Source organism: Kamptonema formosum PCC 10802 (assembly GCF_000332335.1).
Classification (GTDB): Bacteria; Cyanobacteriota; Cyanobacteriia; order Cyanobacteriales; family Oscillatoriaceae; genus Oscillatoria.
This window is the reverse complement of sequence record NZ_KB235948.1, coordinates 4,086,611-4,105,747: the sequence shown is the minus strand read 5'-3', so window position 1 is coordinate 4,105,747 and position 19,137 is coordinate 4,086,611. Positions and strand designations below refer to the sequence as shown.

Genomic DNA, 19,137 nt, shown 5'->3' with positions numbered 1-19,137 from the left:
AAAACAATGAAGACTCGCACTTGGCTAACTTTTTGGGTTTTACCTTTTTCCTTGTTTTTGGGGTTAGCTCTCACCCCAGGAAGCGCCTCAAACATTGCAGATTCGCTGACCAGAAGCGCACCGGTGGAATTGATGCGCGCCGGCAAAGAACTCTATGAGGCTCACCGCTTTGCCGAGGCGGCGGCGGCTTGGCAGCAGGCTGCCGGTATTTACGAGAACCTCGGAGACGGGAGCCAAAGGGCGATCGCACTGAGCAATCTCTCGGCAGCGCTGCAGCAGCTCGGCAGGTGGGAGGAGGCGAAAAGTGCGGTCGCATCCAGTTTGAAACTTTTGCAGGCCGGTGCCCCCGGCAGCGCCACCGCAGTGCAGCGAGCCCGAGCCCTCAACACTCAAGGGAGTTTGCAATTAGCTACCGGACAGCCAGAACAAGCTCTAGCAAGCTGGCAGCAAGCAGCGGACGCCTACCGCCAAGTAGGGGACCGGGCCGGTGCGGCCAGCGCTACCATTAACCAAGCGCAGGCCCTGCAAGCTTTAGGTCAATACCGGCGGGCTTTGAGAGCGCTAGAACTTGTCAGCCAAACCCTGGAACCGCAACCGGACTCCCCGCTCAAAGCCGCTGGATTGCGCAGCCTCGGCGACGCCCTGCGCTTGACAGGTGACTTGAAAAGGTCGCAGCAAGTGCTGCAGCAAAGTTTGGATATCGCCCAAAGATTGCTATCAAAGCAAGCCGAAAGTGATGCCCTGTTCAGTTTGGGCAATACCGCTTACGCCTCACAGGAACACGCTGCTGCTTTAGATTACTTTCAACAGGCTTTTACCGAGTCCACTTCACCTAAGACAAAGGCAGAGAGCCTTTTGAATCAGCTGAGCCTTTTGGTGGAAAGCAAAAACTGGCCAGCAGCCCGGTCTTTGCTGCCCCAAATTCAGTTGCAGATAGCCAGTTTGCCCCAGAGCCGCACCTCAGTTTACGCCCAGATTAACTTTGCCGAAAACCTCAGGAAGCTATCAGAAGACCGCAGCAATGAAGTTTCGACTGAGGAGATTGCGCGGTTGCTCGCTACCGCCGCCCAACAGGCTTCAAATCTGGGAGACACTCGCTCAGAAGCTTACGCGCTGGGCTTTCTCGGCGAGCTCTACGAAAGAACCCAGCAGTGGTCCTACGCCCAGAAATTGACTGCGCAAGCCCTGCTGAAAGCTCAGGCGATTAATGCGCCAGATATTGCCTACCGCTGGCAGTGGCAGCTGGGACGCCTCCTGAAAGCCCGGGGAGACGTTGAGGGGGCGATTTCAGCTTACAGTCAGGCCGTCAGCACCCTGCAATCTCTGCGCACTGATTTGGTCGCTATCAATCAAGAGTTGCAATTTTCGTTTCGGGAAAGCGTCGAACCAGTTTACCGGCAGCTGGTTGAGTTGCTGCTAGACAAGCAGCCGAGTCAAAAAAACCTCAAGCAAGCGCGTGCGGTGATTGAATCGCTGCAGCTGGCTGAACTTGACAATTTCTTCCGGGATGCCTGTTTGGATACTAAGCCGGTTGAAATTGACAGGGTTGACCCTAAGGCAGCCGTTTTTTATCCGATTATTTTGGAAAATAGGCTGGCAGTTATCCTGTCGCTGCCCGGTGAAAATCTCCGCTACTGGGCGGTGCCTCTGGAAGCCGGTAAAGTTGAAGAGACTCTGATTGAGCTGCGGAAAGCTTTGGTAACTCGAACCTCGAAAGACTTTTTGCCGCTGTCTCAAAAGGTCTACCAGTGGTTAATCCAGCCGGCTGAGGCAGATTTAGCAAGCAGCAAAATAGAAACGCTGGTGTTTATCCTCGACGGTGCCTTGCGCAATATTCCGATGGCGGCGCTCCACGACGGCAAGCAGTATCTTGTCGAGAAGTATGGCATCGCCCTGACCCCGGGGCTGCAGCTGCTAGAAGCGAAACCCTTGCAGCGGGGGCAGTTAAAGGCTTTGACCGCTGGGCTGACTGAAGAGCGTTCGGGCTTTTCGGCGCTGCCAAATGTGGCTGTGGAAGTGGAGCGAATCCAATCTCAGCTGCCGGGTGAGGTGCTGCTGAATCAGCAGTTTACCAGCAAAGCCCTGCAAAAAGAAATTTCTCAGTCTTCTTTCCCCGTGATTCACATTGCCACTCACGGCGAGTTCAGTTCTAAAGCCGAGGATACTTTTATTCTGACTTGGGACGGGCGCATTAATGTCACTGAGTTCGATAGTTTGCTCCGGGCTTCAGATGAACGCCGCAGCAACAATCGCGCTATTGAATTACTGGTTTTGAGTGCTTGCAAAACCGCTGCTGGCGATAATCGGGCGGCTTTGGGACTGGCTGGGGTGGCTGTGCGGGCGGGGGCTCGCAGCACCCTGGCAACGCTTTGGTATATCAATGATGCCGCTACGGCACCTTTGATGAGTGAGTTCTATCGCGAGTTAACAGACGCCAAGGTGACTAAAGCTGAAGCCCTCCGTCGCGCCCAGCTGTCTCTTCTCAAATATCCTGAGTACCGGCATCCGATTTACTGGTCCCCCTATGTCTTGGTGGGGAATTGGCTGTAGGGGCTACTTTGTTGTATTTTGGAGCGGTTTTCCCTCCCGGTGCACTCACCCACCGGCACTCCCTGGCAGCATCTCCTTTTTCGAGCGCATCATCTAAGCTAGACTTAGAAATTTGTCTCGTTAGAAATGTGTCTCGTTCCCAGGCAGAGCCTGGGAACGCAATCTAGAGGCTCTGCTTCCTTTCAACGGAAAAGCAGGTTAAAAGCCTATAGCAGTAGCCACTTAGGTTAGAACATTAAACCTTCAGGGGGGGCGGGACGCCTGCCCTACGTCTATATAGCAGTAAGCATTTAGAAAACCTACATTCCGGCCTCCCTTGCTCCCCCGCTCCCGAAGCTTCTATTGTTCTAACCAATATGACTGCTGCTATAACTCAAAAGGTGAACCTCATGGTTTCTGAAGTGAAATCCCTGCGAGAAGCTATCAACACGCTGCACCGGCATCGCGATAAACTAGAATCCAAATTCAGTCCGAGCCAAATAGAACAGCTGCTCTTTAACCTCCAAGAAATCAGTTTGGATATTGAAAGGCTTGCCGCTGAGCTAATCGAGGCGGCGACAGAAGAGGCTGCTGTGGGACAGCTTCCAGAAATCTTTGACTCCTTTCAATATGGCTCTATCCCTCACATTATAGGGCACTTGGAGACAATAGAGGAGCTACTGGAACACAAGGCAACTGAAAGCCAAACCTCCGGTGATATTGCATCCCTTCACTCCTTGTGAGGGGGCGTGATGAGGGGGCGTTTCTGCCGGCATTCTGTAGCCTTTCTCATATTAGTGAGGTACTGAGAAACCCGGTGTCTTTAAGAAACCGGGTTTCTGGACCAGAGTACATCTAACTGAGAACCGCTGTAAATGCCGGTCCATAAATCTGAAAAACCGGCTTTCTTTTGAGACACCCAGTTTCTCACCCCTCAATTTTTAATACAGCACCGGCACCTTTGCGGTGCCCGCCGGCTGGGGTTGTTGCTGCTGCGCCAACCCGTCGCCCCCTGAGCCCCACCGGCACTCCCCGCCAGCATCTCCTTTTCCAAGCGCATCATCTAAGCTAGATGTAGAAATGTAACATTTCCCGCCACCCGCAAGGAAAAGAAAATGCTGGACTTTCTCAACCCCCTTCTCGGTCGCCATCCCAAGCGCATCAAAGCCAATGTGGAGATATACACCTGGCAAACCTGCCCCTACTGCATCCGGGCCAAAATGCTGCTCTGGTGGAAAGGCGTCAGCTACACGGAATACAAAATTGATGGCGATGAAGCAGCCAGAACTCAAATGGCTGAACGCGCCAACGGGCGGCGAACTGTGCCGCAGATTTTCATCAACAGCCGGCACACCGGCGGCTGTGACGATCTCTACCAGCTCGATAGAGAGGGACAGCTCGACCGGCTCCTCACCGAACCCGCTGTTTCTGGTTAGGGTTTAGGGGTCAGGGGTGAGGCTTCAGTACAATCCATCTTCTTTAATGAACTCCGGAAGAACAGTTTTTACAAAACACGCCTTCAGACAGGTTTTGTATATATGCTTTCTTCCGGAAAGCATAAAAGTTCCCGATTTTTGCTGAAAATAGCTGGCACCGTCTGGCCCAAATTGCCCATCGCCCCATGTCCGATGCCCCATTTAGGGGCTAAGGGCCAGCTTTTTGCAGGGATAGGACGCTCACAGGGGGGATAAACCCCCTTAACTTTTAAGAAATCCGAATGAATAAAATTTACAAAACACGGCTTTAGACGGGTTTTGTATATATGCTTTCTACCGGAAACTAGAAATGTGACCGTCTTGGGCCCACAAGAAAGGGGACAGTTGGGTGCCGAATTGCCCATCGCCCCATGTCCGATGCCCCATTTAGGGGCTAAGGGCCAGGTTTGGGGAGGGATAGGACGCTCACACGGGGGACAAACCCCCTTAAATTTTAAGAAATCCGAATGAATAAAATTTACAAAACACGGCTTGAGACGGGTTTTGTATATATGCTTTCTACCGGAAACCAGGAATGTGTACAAATTGTGCGCAGCCCACACAGTCTGGCCCCAATGCCCCATGCCCTATGCCCAATACCCCAATCCAAAATCCAAAATCCAAAATCCAAAATTGTGATCCCCCAATCCACAATCTTGAAGCCCACCGGCACTGGATGCGCCAGGCCCTGGAACTGGCACAAGCCGCCGGGGATGCCGGCGAGGTGCCGGTGGGTGCGGTGATAGTTGACAGCACCGGCAACTTGATAGCCGTTGGGGAAAATCGCAAACAGCGCGACTGCGATCCGGCAGCCCACGCGGAAATCGTTGCCATCAGGGCAGCCGGCAAAGTCCTGGGGAACTGGCACCTCAACCAGTGCACCCTCTACGTCACCCTGGAACCTTGCCCGATGTGTGCCGGCGCTATCGTCCACGCGAGGCTCGGGCTTCTCGTCTATGGAGCAGATGACCCAAAAACCGGCGCGATTCGCACTGTGGCCAATATTCCCGACAGCGCTTGCTCCAACCACCGGCTGCCGGTACTCGGCGGCATCCTGGAATCAGCCTGCCGGCAGCAGCTGCAAGCTTGGTTCGCCCGCCGGCGCGGTTCAGGCGGCGCTGACAGCGACAGGACAATGTAGAAACTGTCCGTATCCAAGAAGGCAGCGCCGGCAAACTATCTTACGGTAGAGTTAAGCATTGATTAAAGATGCTTGTCTCTCCTAGCCACAGTCGCCCCCATATGGCCATTATGCAGCGCAATACCTCCGAACATTCTCTGGACACCACAGCATCCCCCAAGGGACAGCCGGTGGCTTCTCGCGTTTCCCCTTGGTTGATGTCCTTGCTCTATCCTTTGGGTCGTTTTGCTGTCCTGCCCTTCTATTTTGGCCGGATTGAGGTGACTGGGCAGGAACATCTCCCCAACGATGGCCCCGTGATTTTAGCTCCCTCCCACCGCTCTCGCTGGGATGCGCTAATCGTGCCCTACGCTGCAGGACGGCACGTTACCGGTCGCCACCCGCGATTTATGGTATCCGCAGATGAAGTCCAAGGACTGCAAGGATGGTTCATTCGGCGACTCGGCGGGTTTCCGGTGAACATCAAACAGCCGGGGATTTCCAGTCTGCGTCACGGCGTCGAACTGCTGCTCAACCGGCAGATGCTGGTGATTTTTCCAGAAGGCGGCATCTTTCGCGACGGTCAGCTTCACCGGCTCAAACCGGGTTTGGCTCGCATTGCCATGCAAGCGGAATCCAGCCAGCCCGGTTTGGGCGCAAAAATTGTGCCGGTTAGCATCCGTTATGGCCAGCTGATTCCAGGTTGGGGCTGCGGTGTCAGTATCCACATTGGCGAACCGCTTCAGGTGGCTGATTACTGCTGTCAGGAATCGACAAAACAGAGCGCTCAAAAGCTGACTGACGCTCTGGAAGCCGCTATTAAACAATTGGATGCGGCGAACGACATTTCGCATCCAGTAACAGGAAATAGCTGGGAATTGCAACCGCAGATAAACGCAGATGCACACAGATAATAGCAGCTTTTATAGCGCCAGTAATATTAGTGAGGGACTGAAAAACCCGGTTTCTTAAATAAACCGGGTTTCTGAACCAGAGTTCATCCAACTGAGAGCCCCTATATTTGCCTTTATATTTGAATTTCTGGGGTTTAAAGAGAAAAGCTACACGCCCAGCGTCAATTTCCAGCTTTTTAGGGTGCCGGTGTCTCCGAAGGCGCAGTCAGCTACAAGCAGCTGCCACAGCCCCCTCGCCGGCTGGTTGAGCAGCAACCCCAGCACCGGCGAACTTTGCAAGGAATAAGAGATATGCAATGTGGTGAAACTGCCTAAGGTGCGGTTTTGCAACAGGACTTTCGTGCCGGCGGGCGAGATTAAATACACCTCCAGATCGCCCATAAAACTGTGTTCGATATCCAGGCTGACTCGGATGTCTCGCACAGTGCCAAACTCGCCGATCCGGATGTCGCTTCGGCATCCCTCAGCAGGAAAATCAGGAATCGCTACACTCTGGTTATTTTGCCCCTGAATTTGTCTGGAAATATGAAATGCCGCTAGCTGCTTCTGCGCGGTTTGGACGGCTTTAAAGGCATTCACTTTGCCGTAGCCAAACCACTGCGAGTGCCCGTTTTCGTCGTAGGTGCCCAGGCTATTGCCCAGCTGGGGGTCGGGAGCGGGGTCAATAATTTTATCCGCAGTATTCTGAAGGATTTGCTTGACTTCCAGGGCGGTTAAGTCGGGATTGGCGGAGAGGATGAGGGCTGCCACACCGGCAACGACGGGGGTGGCGCTGGAGGTGCCGCCAAAGTAGCCGGTGTAATCGCCCGGATCGTAGCCGGCAGCGCCCAGCCGGTCGGTGGTGAAAATCCCTTCGCCGGCAAGGGCGGTCCGGATTTCGGGCGGGGTGCTGACATACCCTGTTTCTTGCAGCCAAATCCCCGGCGGGGCGTTGTTGCTGGGGGCGCAGACGGATACGGTTGGCCCCCAGTTGCTGTAGGCTGCTTTTTTGTTTAAGCTGGTGCAGGCAGAAACGGTGATTGCGTCTGGATGAACGCTAAAACCGCCCAGCCATTTGGTGGGCCCGTGCAGGGCGTCTTTGGGCCAGCCCTGTTCGTCGGTGGTGCCGGTGGTGGGGCGGTTGGCGTTGCCGGCAGCGAAGACGATAACGCAGCCTTTGCCGTTGCGCCCCTGGGTGGCGGCGCGGTGCAGGGCGGCTTTTTGCCGCAGGGACAGGGGGAAGTACACTGCAGAAGGTCCCCAGCTGCAGGAAATGACTGAGGCTCCCCTGTCAGTAGCCCAGTTAAACAGGTCTTCAATGGCGCTGTCATCGAGAAAGCCTGTGGTGCGGATGGGCATGAGGGCGCAACCGGGGGCGACTCCAACGATGCCGGTGCCGGTTTCTTCGGCAACGGCAACGCCGGCGCAAGCTGTGCCGTGGTTGTCTTCTTCCGCACCGGGCAGGGGCAAAAAGTCTTTTTCTTTAAAGTCTTTTGGGGCTACAATTTTACCAGAGCCTTGAAAGTCTGGGTGGTTGAGGTCAACGGAATCGTCGGCGACTGCGATGACGACGGAACGCACGCCACGGGTGATGTCCCACGCTTTTTCGATGTCTATGTGCGCGCCGGCTGCTATTTCTGGCCCGTCGCTGCTGTGGAGATACCACTGTTTGGGATAGAGGGTGTCTTTGGGGCGGTAGTGGGGGGCGGCAAGGGTTACGATGTTGGGTTCGGCGGTGAGGACTTCTTTTCGCCCTGCCAGCCGGTTGGCGATTTTGATGGGATTTTCTGTGGCGAGTTTGGTGACTTGGTAGATGAAGGCGTTGGAAATGCCTCCGACGGGTTGGAGTTCGCGGCACCCGACGGATGCGGCGATGGCTTTTCTTGTGGTTTCGTCTACCGGCTCGCTAAATTGGACTGTGATTTCGTCTGTGAGGTAGATTAGGGTTTGGGGGCTGTTCTTGAGTTGGTAGACGTGGCTGACAGAGGCGATGGCTTGGGATTCCCGCGCGGCTTGCATGGCTTGTTCCAGGTGGGCGGGTTCGACGCTGTATTCTTCGAGTTTGGTCCTGCCGGCGATTCCGCGAAACTGGACGGGCACTCGGGCTGTCCAGTTATCTGGGGATGGGGTGCCGGTGGGCAGCACAGTGAAGCGATCGCAGACTTTTTCGAGGGCGAGTTCTTCACCCCCTCGCTGCAAGATGAAACCGGCACTCTCTTCCGGAACTCCGCCACCTGCCGGTGGGAGGGGGGCGTTGGGAGTGTTGAGCGGATTGAGAGGATCGATCATAAAAGGGATGTTCTCTGGTAGTGTTTGTGACAGACTGGGCGCGCCGCTCTTGCGGAGCTGCAACGCTTGCGCAAAGATGGGTGTTGCCGGTAGACTGTTGTCTCCTGCTTGCGGGTGATTTTTGTCTGTTAGGGTTCCGCGCCCATGTCCGGCGGCTGTCGGGATCTGCCTGGTTTAAGACTTCGGGGTGCCGGTTTTTGCTTCAGCTAACTTTGCTTGGGGGTCCGCCTCTAACGCAGTTAAGTTAAAGCAATGTTAAGATACCCCTTGTTTGTATCGCTCCTGTTTCTGTTAGCACACAAAGGTTGTTCATGGCATCTGGAACTGTTCGCCTCTTCTGCTTGACATCCCTGCTGCCGGTGGTGGCAAGTGTTACCTTATTGCCACCGATGAGTGCCCGGGCGCAGGTATCCGCGCAGCCTGCAGGAACTGTGCCGGTGCCGGTGCCTGTGCCTGTGCCGGCTTCACCGCCTGCAGTGCCGGCAGCTCCCAGTCTGCCGGCACCGGCAGATCCCAACAATTCCCCTCCTCTGGTGCTTGAGAGCACTCTTTTGAGTCTGGAGGGGGGGCAGCGGTTGATGGATGAAGCAGGCAAGGCGGTTGCGGCTCAAGATTATGATGGGGCGGCGAAGAAGCTTGTGGACGCTCGCCAGGTGTTCAATCAGCTGTCCAATTTTTATCAGGAACTGGGGGGCACTTTTTCGGGGATTGACAACCGGATTGCTGACAGCCTGCGCCGCAAGGCTCTCGATACGGCGCAGATGCGGGATCAGGCGACTTACCAGCTGGCTCTGGTCCACCGGGCGCAAAATAAGCCGGAGCTGGCTGTGCCTTTGCTGGTTCAGATTATTCGCTCTCAGCAGCCTACGCGCGAGTTGGGCAAGAAGGCTTACCAGCAGCTGTTTGAGTTGGGTTTTGTCGATACGCCCTACCCCCGCCCCCGCGCCGATGAGTCCGGCTCGACTCCGCCGCAAAAACCGGATAAATAATCTGTTTGAGGCTCTGTTGTGGGCACCGGCATCCCTGAGCCTGTGCCGGTGCTTGCTGTGACATGAGCTAAAACTCAGCTACCGCCCTAAGTTATTGATAAATTAATTTATCGGATTTTATCTTAAAGGCTCGCTTATAGGCTATAGCCATCAGCAGTCTGGCATATCTATCTGCGACAATATCCGTTTGTTTGCTTAAGCGAAGTTTTGCCACTCTAAACGGTTAGCGGTTTCTGGGGGGATGGCACTCAGCTATCTGGCATGATTGAGTGACTCTCTGGAATCAAACGACAGCAATGCGGTTGAAGTGGGTGGCATCCGGTTTGAAAGCTTGGTGCCGGTGCGTGATGCCTCAACTCCTGTGCGGTTTGGAATTCCCGTCACCAACATGCAGTCAACCTCTTATGGCTTCATATTATTTTAGTCTGTACCCAACCGGCACAACCAAACTCCATCTCACACCAAGTTGGGATAGATATTGCGGTTCTCAGTTGGATGAGAGCCGCGTGAGAAACCCGGTTTCTTTAAGAAGCCGGGTTTCTCAGTACCTCACTAATATGATAAACGCTATAGTATTTTAAATGGGGATGAACATGCTTTTCTGCCGCGTTTTTTAATCCAAACTCCGGACATCAAAAATCCAAAATGGGCATCACTCAAGCCTCCAGTCAAAAACTTCGCTCTCTCGGTCGGGCTCATTATTGGCCGTAATTACAAAGAGTTTTTTCCCTGCCGCATTCTGAAATTCAAAAAGACAGAGCCCCATCCCCGTGCCGGCGCAATCGACAATTTCTGTATATTGTTTTTCCTTAAAAAAGTAATTGACAGCCCCGCTCGCACTCGGAGTATTGAGCAGTTGGGAATTGAAGACAGCTTGCCAGCCAGACTCAATTAACATAGTTCTGGCAGCACTGTAGGTCATCCCTTGGCGCAGCTGGGGGAGTGACTGGGCATGCGCAGGGTATCTCACAGCAAAGATTGCAGTGAGCGTGCCGGTGTAAAAAAGGGCGTTGCAGATTAGAAAGAGAGCTGAACCACAATACCTTAATCGAAACCCCCTTCTCTGTCTCCCCCTCCCCGCCGGCGGGGAGGGGGTTGGGGGGTGGGGTTCATCCCAGGAATACGCAACGCCTAAAAGAACGTTAGTCATTGGTTGCAGCCCAAAAAACCAGGAATGGGAGATATCCGGCGTCCTGCGCCCAGCGGCTTGTCTCAACCGGCACCAGCGCCACTCCCACATTTTACCTCGATCTCGCTCAATTTGTGCGGCGGCTTGCCGGATGATGCCGGCTGGCGCGCCAAATCCCTGCCGGCTCCCCCCGCAGAGCCGCAGGGGCAACCCACCCCACTCATACCCTGGCGCTCACCGCAAATGGCCAAACCCACAGCGCCGGCTCCCGGCAAGGACACTCTCTCTGACGCCTCTCCCCTCTCCTGTTATAAATCTCAACAATTGACGGGCTGGGTTTGGCTCTAGTATTATATTCCTAGAGCGCCGGTCGTTTCTTAAAAATCGTGGCTGGGAAATATGGCTTGTATCCCTGGAAAACTGTGATTGTCTGTGCCAAAATAACCCCGGTTTCTAGGATTCCTTGACCGACTCTCTAGAAATCCCGAAACAATCCAAATGCGCAAGGGAATTGCACTCTTATGGAAGGTTCGTTTGACCGTTACGGTTTTGAACACGTACAGCTGGAATCGCTCAAGGATTTAGACCTTCTAATTGCGGAAAGATTCGAGTTACCTGAACGCCCCTACTCAAAAGATATTAGAGCGGCTTTTGAGCTGGTTGTATGGGCGATGGAAAACACAGATTATCCTTACTTCGCTATGTTCCGATCCGAGAAGGAAGCCTTACCCGGAAACCCTTTTGGAGTCGGGTTTGAGAGACAGGTGTGGGGCTATTCCACCACAGCACCCCTGGCAATTTGTAAGCAGGCTCTGTACGAACTTAAAAAAGTGGAAGTCACACTGCTTGTCAGCGAATAAGCGTCCGGCAACCGCAAGACTCAGCAATCTAACCTAGAATTTTGTTCTACCCCGGCGCTGTATTCGTATTCCAGATACTCGCCGGTTAGAATTGACGCCCCTCAGCGCTAAACGCCAGCCGTGGCATATCCTGTTGCCGCACAAGTGTTGAATTCTGTCACAAAACTTTACATTTTAGCTTACATTTATCCTGCCCTGAGTAAAAATGCTTAGCCAGAGAGAAGTCGTTCTATCCAGTGGACATAGCTGATTTCTTGACACATACAACATTGAAGATAGCGGAGTTTATCTAGTAGCGTAGTCCCCCATTCTTTAGGAATATCTACTATCTTTAATATCAGGTAAGCTATCAGCGAAACATAAATTTGTATAGCTATACCATTTACATTTTTAGTAATCAGCTTATCCAACTTAAGGTGCATTTTAAGAAACTTCCATAGCAACTCTATGTGCCACCTATATTTGTAGATTTCCATAAGCTCTTCATCAGAGACTTCGGCCCGCTCCAAATTGGTGGCCAATCTATACTCAGCACGCTTTTCAAGATCGCAAAAGTTAACAACTCTATATATTCCTGAGTCCTTGCCTGTCCCAACTAGAAACTGCCCCTTATTTTCAGAAAATTGAAGTTTGTAGTTGTTAGGTATGCGCAAGACAAAATACTTGTTTGACTGCTGGGCGAGCCGTAAAAATTTTAAACTAGAAAAGCCCCGATCCATTACCCCTACACCGTTTGGGGGCAAACTAGCTAACATCTCTTTTCCATATCTGTAGTCAGAGTCGTATCCAAAATTTATTAAGTTTTCTTCTGGAACTCCTGTGGTTAAATTTAAGGAGCTAACAAGCTTGACTTGGTAGTATTCTTGCAGCCATAGCAATTTACTCGTTAGAGTAATGACAGTTGAATCAATAGGACACAGCTCATATTTTTGAAGGCTTTTTTGACGGCAAATTTCCTCATTAAGTTGTTGATAAAGTCTCAGAAATGGCTCTTGACTTCTGGACGCATTAGCTTTGGAGAAAGTTGAAATATCTAGCTCATAGCCAGTTCCATTTAGTCGCTTGAATATATCTCTCATACTGGTCAAGCTTTTATCCATTGCATAGCTCAACCATATGGATATAAACAAGCGGGTGTTAAGGACAGGATAATCATTTTTAGGCAAAGAAGCCAAACGATTTTGGACAATCTTAGAGAATGAGTTGAGCACAGGTTATTAACAGGATTGATTTGACCGTAGCCCAAATCATAGCACGTTTTGGGCGCTTTTTTTATGTCGAATTGTTAAGATTCAACACTTGTGCTGTTGCCGGCGATTCAATCAGGGAGTCCAATTTGTGAAAAAATATCCGGTAGGGGCGGGTTCGCCCGAAAGCCTTGCTAGAAATAGAGAATATTGATAAACCCGCCCCCACCCTAAAGCGGGCTCGCCCAAAATACCTGTCACATATAGAGGGTTTCTATGTGAATTGTTAGCGTTGAGAAACCCGATTTCTTTGAGAGCGTGAGTTTCTGGCCACACCTAGAGGGCTGAGAAATTATTGAGAAACTCTATAGATAACATTGATAAACCCGCTCCCCCCCCCGAGGTGCGGTATCGGTGACGGGATGGGGGAGGGGCCAACCGGCACTATCCCCGCTAAACCGCCCGGGGGCGAGCCGGTGACAGTTGCTTGAGTTGGCTGCCGGTGGCGATATAATATTTTACTGTCAGAAAAACTGCCGGCAACTGCGCGCGGGCTGACATCTGCAACCGAAACCGGACTGTTTGGCAGAATGCTCCGGAGGGGGGTGCCGCAAGCCCAGCTTGCCGCCGGCTCTCCGCTCTCAGCTGCCGGTGTCACCCCCCGCGAAAGTTACATTAGACTGAGAATCCACACTGCAGGAATACGAATGGTTAGTCCAGATCAGGTTGAGGCGATGATTAAGGCGGAACTGCCCGACGCCTTGGTGTACGCTCAAAGCAGCGACGGCGAACACTATGAAGTCACTGTCGTCTCATCGCAGTTTCAAGGCAAACGCCTCGTGCAGCAGCACCAGCTTGTTTACGGTGCCGTGCGCCAGGCCATCGACACCAACGTCCTCCACGCTCTCGCCCTCAAGACGTACACGCCCGAATCCTGGGCGGCTACCGGCGGGCCGGTTTAGCTTCCAGAGCGTTAAACTAATGAACAGTCGCGGTTTCTAGCCAATCCGCACCCTAAATTCACACAATCGCAAAGCAATTCCAAGCACAGCCATGACTCCTGAACTGAAAGAGCGAATTGACAATCTCGTGAAGCAGAACAAGATTTTGGTCTTTATGAAGGGCACAAAGCTGATGCCCCAGTGCGGTTTCTCCAACAACGTCGTGCAAATTCTCAACATACTGGGAGTCTCCTACGAGGCAGTTAATGTTCTTGAGGATTGGGAGATCCGTGAGGGCATTAAAGAATACGCTAACTGGCCAACCATTCCCCAAGTTTACATTAATGGCGAATTTATCGGCGGCTCAGATATCATGGTTGAGCTGTATAAAAAGGGCGAATTGCAGGAAATGGTAACAGTCGCTCTCGCTTCCTAACGCTTTATTCTCCGTATAGAGCGTTTCTCACGCCCCAGAAATCCGGTTTCTTCAAGAAACCGGGTTTCTCAATCCCAATATGGAAAACGCAATAAAAAATCCCCTCAAGAAGCCGGTCGCACCCACTCGCAAGGGGATTTTCAGTTTTTGTTCGCTGGTATAAAAAAGTTGAAATAGATAGGACATTAATGGCATGGCGCATGGGGAAGACTCACAGCAATGCCCACTGCCCCATCGCCCACTGCCCCATCGCCCCATCGCCCACTGCCCCATCGCCCACTGCCCCATCGCCCACTGTCCCATCGCCCACTGCCCCATCGCCCATGTCCTAAACTTACTGTTTATTGCTATAATATCCAAAATACCTTGCCTCCGCCGGCGCGGACTTTTGAAACTCTTGCCTTGGCAGCTTCAATGCAGGAAGTCGCTAAGGGCGGCTGCGCTGGTGCGGAGGTGACTTCAGTCGCCCCCACACTTTCAGGAATCGCGCTATGGCGACATCGCTGATGCTTCCCCTGACACTAAAAAATTACTAATAGTAATCTGATTCCGGCTGAGGCACCGGCATTTCAAAGTTAGAGGTATCATAGAGGTAGCGGGTTGCGTCTTCTTCGAGCCGGTGGATGAGATAGGGCGTGAGGGCATTGGAGTGCCGGAGGGCGGCTAAATAGCCATCCAAATACATTCTCAGGTCATCGAAACGATAGCCTCTGTTCCACAGTTCGACCAGAGCGTCGGTAAGCTTTTGATAGTGACGGATCGTTTGAGTGTCTTGAAGCATGGTCTGACCTCTGAATAAATAACTGGAGTCAAGCAAAACGAGTTTATTTGGGCCCGGTCAGCTGGGGCGTTGGTGCGGCTTTGGCTTCATCGACGCTCCCCGCTGCTAGATAGTTCGGCGGGCGGTTGAAGCAATCCGGTTGTGGCTGATTCCTTCGGTCAAACCGGCGGCTTCAGCGTGTCCGGCTCAGGCTGTCTGGCGTCTCGGCTGACTTGGGAGAGCCGACCGGCACAGTGGCACTTCGGTCATTTTGGGCGAGCGAGTAGCTCATAGGGGTATTGGATTTGTAGTCTAACAAAGGATTCACAACAGCGTCTGCCGAAATGCCAAATTGCTCCAGTAGCAAGCGGGGAGGGACTTTCCTCAGGTAGGGGAGGCCAGTTTGGGCGCGCGTGGCCTTTTTTCAGCGCTCTCAGTTTGGGCAGCTCTGTTCCGGGCACTCCCCCAGACAGCGCTCGGGGCGGCCTGCGGGCCGTTTGTAGTTGGGCTTTAGCCCAGAAGTTTGTAGTTGGGCTTTAGCCCAAAAGTTTGTAGTTGGCCTTTAGCCCTGCCTGTGAGCGCACCGGCTGGCGTCGCGCGGGATATTGCTGGAAATGGACTGTTTATGCATGAAGTTGCTCAAACTGGAGCATGACTTATATAAATTATTGTAACGGCATGTCAGCCGAGTCTTGCCATCTTTAGCCAGCGGGCCCTTAGATTTGACCGAATCTTTACCGATTCTCGGCCTAACTTCTCTGTTGTTTTAAACAAGCAGTAGTCCAAGTTACAGAATCCTGACAAATGCTCTGTTACGCTTACGACCACCGACGCGAAGGTGAACTTCTGTGGGATCAGCTTGTATTCAAATCGTCGAGGGCAACCCTCACTTGCGCTCGCTATTAGGATGGCACTTGCAGCAAGTCGGCTACACCGTCCACCAGTCCCCCGACTTGCGCCACGCCAGGGATGTTTTCTACAATCGCCAGCCCTCGCTGGTGATCCTGGAAGCAGAACTGCCCGACGGTGACGGGCTGGAGTTTTGCCGGTGGCTTCACCGGCAGCAAATGTCCATGATTTTGATGCTTTCCGCCCGCACTGCAGAAACCGATGTGGTGGAAGCCTTGAGAGCTGGGGCGGACGATTACCTGAGAAAGCCGTTTGGCATGCAAGAGTTTCTCGCCAGAGTCGAAGCCCTGATTCGACGCCAGAGAACTGTCCCACACCCTGTCAGCTTGGATTATGGCCACTTGAAAATTGACCTCGTGCAGCGGCGCGTCCGCTTTCAGGGGCAACTGATTGAGCTGACTCCGCAAGAGTTCAGTTTGCTCTATGTCCTGGCGCAAGCCGGCGGGACGCCCCTCTCCCGCGCGGAATTGCTGCGCCGCGCTTGGCCTGACGCTATTGACAATCCCCGCACGATTGACACTCACGTCCTCTCCTTGCGCAAGAAAATTGAAACGGACCCCCACGAGCCCAGCCTGATTCAAACGGTTCGCAATGTGGGCTACCGGCTCAACCTGGAAATTCTCAAGTCCAATCTTGCCACACCGGCAGGGCCGGCAAATTCCCACAGGGAGCCGGTGCGCTCTTTTTCCCCAGTAGCTGCTGCCGAAATGTAATCCGGAAAATATGAATTTTAAATTTAGCCTACTCTCAGGTACTCGTTCCCCGGCTCCGCCTGGAAACGCCCCTCCAGAAGCTCCGCCTCCCGAAATCCCCACCCTTTTTAACTAGGAATTAACTCCACTCGCTGACTTCTCTGGCTTCTGCCTCAATCAAGCTTTCCCCCAATTTCGCCCAATCCATGTCTTGAACCGGCAGATTCCCAACAAGTTCCCCAGCTTGCAAATGCAGCACCCGCGTGCAAAATTGCTGCGCCACATCTAGTTGGTGGTTCGCCATCAGAACTGTCGCCTTACCTTCATCCAGTTGCGCCAGCACTCGCACCAGCTCGGAAGCTCGACCGGCATCCAGGGCGGAAGTTGGCTCATCCAGTAACAGAACTTTCGGCTCCAGCACCAGCGCCCGCGCCAGCGCTACTAGCTGCCGCTGACCGGCACTCAGCTGCACCTCTGTTCGCCACAGCCAGTCGCTGGGTATTCGCAACCGCTCCACCCACATTGCCACCCGCCGCTCAATTTCTGCTGTTTTCACCCCCCGCAGCTTCAAGGGGTAGGCGAGGGCTTCTCGCACCGGCATCCCCAACAGCTTTGACTCTTGCATCACCAGCACGATCTGCCGGCGCAGCTCTATAATAGGGATTTGCCGGAAATCTCGATTTTCCAGATAAATTGCTCCCCCTGTCGGTTCGCTCAGCCGGTTGAGCAGCCGCAACAGAGAGGTTTTGCCGGCACCCGACGGGCCAACAATTGCGGCGCGCTCGCCCTCAAATACCTCAAAAGAAATGTCGCGCAATACCGGCGTCCCGCCGGAGAAGCTGCCCCTCACCGGCACGCTCAGGCTCACTCGCGCCAGCCGCAGCAGCGGATTTTGTCCAATTGTCAAGTTTGACACTCAAATCTTAACCCTTTTAAACAGAAGACAGCTCCCTTCACTCTCCTCTATTTTACAATAGTTTCACTCCCTAAAATTAGACATTTTCTGTTTAATTAGTTTACAAACCCCCCGGCGGGCCGGCTCTGGCTCAGATCGGCCACTCCCCCGCTTTGGAAGCATACACAAATCAATCATCCGGAATTAATAAAACTTTATGTTATGCAACTCTTACAGAGCAATAGCTACGCTTGGCAAAGTTACACGTTTTCCGGTTAATCGCGATCCAAATTTCCCGATGGCGGGGTGCCGGTGTATAAGTTTGCCTAATCATTAGCGGGGGCTTTTATGCAAACTTTCAATAAATGGGGGGCTGGGGAGTGCCGGTTGAAACCCCGATTCTGTCGTGCTAACTGTCACAAGGGGTGCGGGTTCCTCAGGCAGCGGAAAGTTAGGACGAGTGACGAGTTTTTGGCGGGTGGGGGTGAGAGGTGCTTGACAAAAAAGCCCAAGTGCGATAAGGGGCTTTAACTGGCATAATAAGGCATCTTAATAGTGTACAGCTTTCCGGCACCTGGCACCCCTACTGACACTGAGGCCCTAGGTATAAGAAAAAGTAATGCTGGCTCGGCGTATTGATACAAAGAACAAATAAAGGTTAAGCTTGGGTTAAAAAATAATTGAGAAGCGATTGCAAGTAGCAACGAATTTGCGCCGTTTGAGGGCTGTGTTACACTTCAATAATAGAGGGGTTCTATAACCTAAATCCCTAAAAAGCCGGTGGGGGGCTGGGGAGTGCCGGTTGAAACCCCGATTCTGCCGTGCTAACTGTCACAAGCGGTGCGGGTTCCTCAGGCAGCGGAAAGTTAGGACGAGTGACGAGTTTTTGGCGGGTGGGGGTGAGAGGTGCTTGACAAAAAAGCCCAAGTGCGATAAGGGGCTTTAACTGGCATAATAAGGCATCTTAATAGTGTACAGCTTTCCGGCACCTGGCACCCCTACTGACACTGAGGCCCTAGGTATAAGAAAAAGTAATGCTGGCTCGGCGTATTGATACAAAGAACAAATAAAGGTTAAGCTTGGGTTAAAAAAATAATTGAGAAGCGGTTGCAAGTAGCAACGAATTTGCGCCGTTTGAGGGCTGTGTTACACTTCAATAATAGAGGGGTTCTATAACCTAAATCCCTAAAAAGCCGGTGGGGGGCTGGGGAGTGCCGGTTGAAACCCCGATTCTGTCGTGCTAACTGTCACAAGGGGTGCGGGTTCCTCAGGCAGCGGAAAGTTAGGACGAGTGACGAGTTTTTGGCGGGTGGGGGTGAGAGGTGCTTGACAAAAAAGCCCAAGTGCGATAAGGGGCTTTAACTGGCATAATAAGGCATCTTAATAGTGTACAGCTTTCCGGCACCTGGCACCCCTACTGACACTGAGGCCCTAGGTATAAGAAAAAGTAATGCTGGCTCGGCGTATTGATACAAAGAACAAATAAAGGTTAAGCTTGGGTTAAAAAAATAATTGAGAAGCGATTGCAAGTAGCAACGAATTTGCGCCGTTTGAGGGCTGTGTTACACTTCAATAATAGAGGGGTTCTATAACCTAAATCCCTAAAAAGCCGGTGGGGGGCTGGGGAGTGCCGGTTGAAACCCCGATTCTGTCGTGCTAACTGTCACAAGGGGTGCGGGTTCCTCAGGCAGCGGAAAGTTAGGACGAGTGACGAGTTTTTGGCGGGTGGGGGTGAGAGGTGCTTGACAAAAAAGCCCAAGTGCGATAAGGGGCTTTAACTGGCATAATAAGGCATCTTAATAGTGTACAGCTTTCCGGCACCTGGCACCCCTACTGACACTGAGGCCCTAGGTATAAGAAAAAGTAATGCTGGCTCGGCGTATTGATACAAAGAACAAATAAAGGTTAAGCTTGGGTTAAAAAATAATTGAGAAGCGATTGCAAGTAGCAACGAATTTGCGCCGTTTGAGGGCTGTGTTACACTTCAATAATAGAGGGGTTCTATAACCTAAATCCCTAAAAAGCCGGTGGGG

At 52.6% G+C, this 19,137-nt stretch carries 19 protein-coding genes; 13 read left to right on the top strand and 6 right to left on the bottom strand.

Annotated elements, in window-relative coordinates; genetic code table 11:
* Nucleotides 1–6 precede the first annotated feature (6 nt).
* A complete protein-coding gene (locus OSC10802_RS0117705; RefSeq protein ID WP_017718103.1) occupies nucleotides 7–2,550 on the top strand; it encodes a CHAT domain-containing protein in 2,544 nt (847 codons plus the stop codon).
* A gap of 356 nt (nucleotides 2,551–2,906) precedes the next feature.
* Nucleotides 2,907–3,272, top strand: a complete 366-nt coding sequence (locus OSC10802_RS0117700; protein WP_017718102.1) for a hypothetical protein — start codon at nucleotides 2,907–2,909, stop codon at nucleotides 3,270–3,272.
* Between the two features lie 191 nt (nucleotides 3,273–3,463).
* On the opposite strand, the gene OSC10802_RS55705 is transcribed toward OSC10802_RS0117700, so the two are convergent.
* Entirely contained in the window at nucleotides 3,464–3,592 is a 129-nt protein-coding gene (locus tag OSC10802_RS55705; RefSeq protein ID WP_017718101.1) for a hypothetical protein, read from the bottom strand.
* Nucleotides 3,593–3,644: 52 nt separating this feature from the next.
* Here OSC10802_RS55705 and grxC point away from each other — a divergent pair, with 52 nt between their 5' ends.
* The 3 genes from grxC to OSC10802_RS0117675 all read left to right on the top strand — a co-directional run bounded on the left by grxC (nucleotide 3,645) and on the right by OSC10802_RS0117675 (nucleotide 6,038).
* Nucleotides 3,645–3,965 carry a glutaredoxin 3 gene (grxC, locus tag OSC10802_RS0117690; RefSeq protein ID WP_017718100.1) on the top strand — a complete coding sequence of 107 codons (321 nt, stop codon included), beginning with the start codon at nucleotides 3,645–3,647 and terminating at the stop codon, nucleotides 3,963–3,965.
* 628 nt (nucleotides 3,966–4,593) lie between these two features.
* Entirely contained in the window at nucleotides 4,594–5,145 is a 552-nt protein-coding gene (gene tadA, locus OSC10802_RS0117680) for a tRNA adenosine(34) deaminase TadA (protein ID WP_017718099.1), read from the top strand.
* A 101-nt stretch (nucleotides 5,146–5,246) separates the two neighbouring features.
* Nucleotides 5,247–6,038: a lysophospholipid acyltransferase family protein gene (locus OSC10802_RS0117675; RefSeq protein WP_017718098.1), complete on the top strand. Its 792-nt coding sequence runs from the start codon at nucleotides 5,247–5,249 to the stop codon at nucleotides 6,036–6,038.
* Nucleotides 6,039–6,185: 147 nt separating this feature from the next.
* Here the strand turns inward: OSC10802_RS0117675 and OSC10802_RS0117670 are convergent, their stop codons facing one another.
* On the bottom strand, nucleotides 6,186–8,306 hold the full coding sequence (locus OSC10802_RS0117670; RefSeq protein WP_017718097.1) for a S8 family serine peptidase: 2,121 nt from the start codon (nucleotides 8,304–8,306) through the stop codon (nucleotides 6,186–6,188).
* Between the two features lie 389 nt (nucleotides 8,307–8,695).
* On the opposite strand from OSC10802_RS0117670, the gene OSC10802_RS0117665 reads away from it, so the two are divergent.
* Together OSC10802_RS0117665 and OSC10802_RS50200 are read left to right on the top strand one after the other, a co-directional pair.
* Nucleotides 8,696–9,295 carry a hypothetical protein gene (locus OSC10802_RS0117665; RefSeq protein WP_017718096.1) on the top strand — a complete coding sequence of 200 codons (600 nt, stop codon included), beginning with the start codon at nucleotides 8,696–8,698 and terminating at the stop codon, nucleotides 9,293–9,295.
* A 265-nt stretch (nucleotides 9,296–9,560) separates the two neighbouring features.
* A complete protein-coding gene (locus tag OSC10802_RS50200; RefSeq protein WP_155968006.1) occupies nucleotides 9,561–9,719 on the top strand; it encodes a hypothetical protein in 159 nt (52 codons plus the stop codon).
* A gap of 228 nt (nucleotides 9,720–9,947) precedes the next feature.
* Here the strand turns inward: OSC10802_RS50200 and OSC10802_RS40700 are convergent, their stop codons facing one another.
* Nucleotides 9,948–10,265 (bottom strand): hypothetical protein, encoded by a 318-nt coding sequence (locus OSC10802_RS40700; RefSeq protein ID WP_155968003.1) that lies wholly within the window; start codon nucleotides 10,263–10,265, stop codon nucleotides 9,948–9,950.
* Nucleotides 10,266–10,469: 204 nt separating this feature from the next.
* Here OSC10802_RS40700 and OSC10802_RS0117655 point away from each other — a divergent pair, with 204 nt between their 5' ends.
* Together OSC10802_RS0117655 and OSC10802_RS0117650 are read left to right on the top strand one after the other, a co-directional pair.
* A complete protein-coding gene (locus tag OSC10802_RS0117655) occupies nucleotides 10,470–10,772 on the top strand; it encodes a hypothetical protein (protein ID WP_017718094.1) in 303 nt (100 codons plus the stop codon).
* Between the two features lie 173 nt (nucleotides 10,773–10,945).
* On the top strand, nucleotides 10,946–11,284 hold the full coding sequence (locus OSC10802_RS0117650) for a hypothetical protein (protein WP_017718093.1): 339 nt from the start codon (nucleotides 10,946–10,948) through the stop codon (nucleotides 11,282–11,284).
* A gap of 209 nt (nucleotides 11,285–11,493) precedes the next feature.
* On the opposite strand, the gene OSC10802_RS0117645 is transcribed toward OSC10802_RS0117650, so the two are convergent.
* Complete coding sequence (locus OSC10802_RS0117645; RefSeq protein WP_017718092.1) at nucleotides 11,494–12,495, bottom strand: IS4 family transposase; 1,002 nt, start codon at nucleotides 12,493–12,495, stop codon at nucleotides 11,494–11,496.
* 683 nt (nucleotides 12,496–13,178) lie between these two features.
* Here OSC10802_RS0117645 and OSC10802_RS0117635 point away from each other — a divergent pair.
* Both OSC10802_RS0117635 and grxD read left to right on the top strand, forming a co-directional pair.
* On the top strand, nucleotides 13,179–13,433 hold the full coding sequence (locus OSC10802_RS0117635) for a BolA family protein (protein WP_017718090.1): 255 nt from the start codon (nucleotides 13,179–13,181) through the stop codon (nucleotides 13,431–13,433).
* A 91-nt stretch (nucleotides 13,434–13,524) separates the two neighbouring features.
* Nucleotides 13,525–13,848, top strand: coding sequence for a Grx4 family monothiol glutaredoxin (grxD, locus tag OSC10802_RS0117630; protein ID WP_017718089.1), 324 nt, complete (start codon nucleotides 13,525–13,527; stop codon nucleotides 13,846–13,848).
* Nucleotides 13,849–14,380: 532 nt separating this feature from the next.
* Here the strand turns inward: grxD and OSC10802_RS0117620 are convergent.
* Entirely contained in the window at nucleotides 14,381–14,629 is a 249-nt protein-coding gene (locus OSC10802_RS0117620; protein ID WP_017718087.1) for a DUF6761 family protein, read from the bottom strand.
* A 141-nt stretch (nucleotides 14,630–14,770) separates the two neighbouring features.
* Here OSC10802_RS0117620 and OSC10802_RS55700 point away from each other — a divergent pair, with 141 nt between their 5' ends.
* On the top strand, nucleotides 14,771–14,902 hold the full coding sequence (locus tag OSC10802_RS55700) for a hypothetical protein (RefSeq protein ID WP_255349150.1): 132 nt from the start codon (nucleotides 14,771–14,773) through the stop codon (nucleotides 14,900–14,902).
* Between the two features lie 554 nt (nucleotides 14,903–15,456).
* Nucleotides 15,457–16,230 carry a response regulator transcription factor gene (locus OSC10802_RS40695; protein ID WP_082218309.1) on the top strand — a complete coding sequence of 258 codons (774 nt, stop codon included), beginning with the start codon at nucleotides 15,457–15,459 and terminating at the stop codon, nucleotides 16,228–16,230.
* Between the two features lie 118 nt (nucleotides 16,231–16,348).
* On the opposite strand, the gene OSC10802_RS0117605 is transcribed toward OSC10802_RS40695, so the two are convergent.
* Nucleotides 16,349–17,125 (bottom strand): ABC transporter ATP-binding protein, encoded by a 777-nt coding sequence (locus OSC10802_RS0117605; RefSeq protein ID WP_017718085.1) that lies wholly within the window; start codon nucleotides 17,123–17,125, stop codon nucleotides 16,349–16,351.
* Nucleotides 17,126–19,137 lie beyond the last annotated feature (2,012 nt).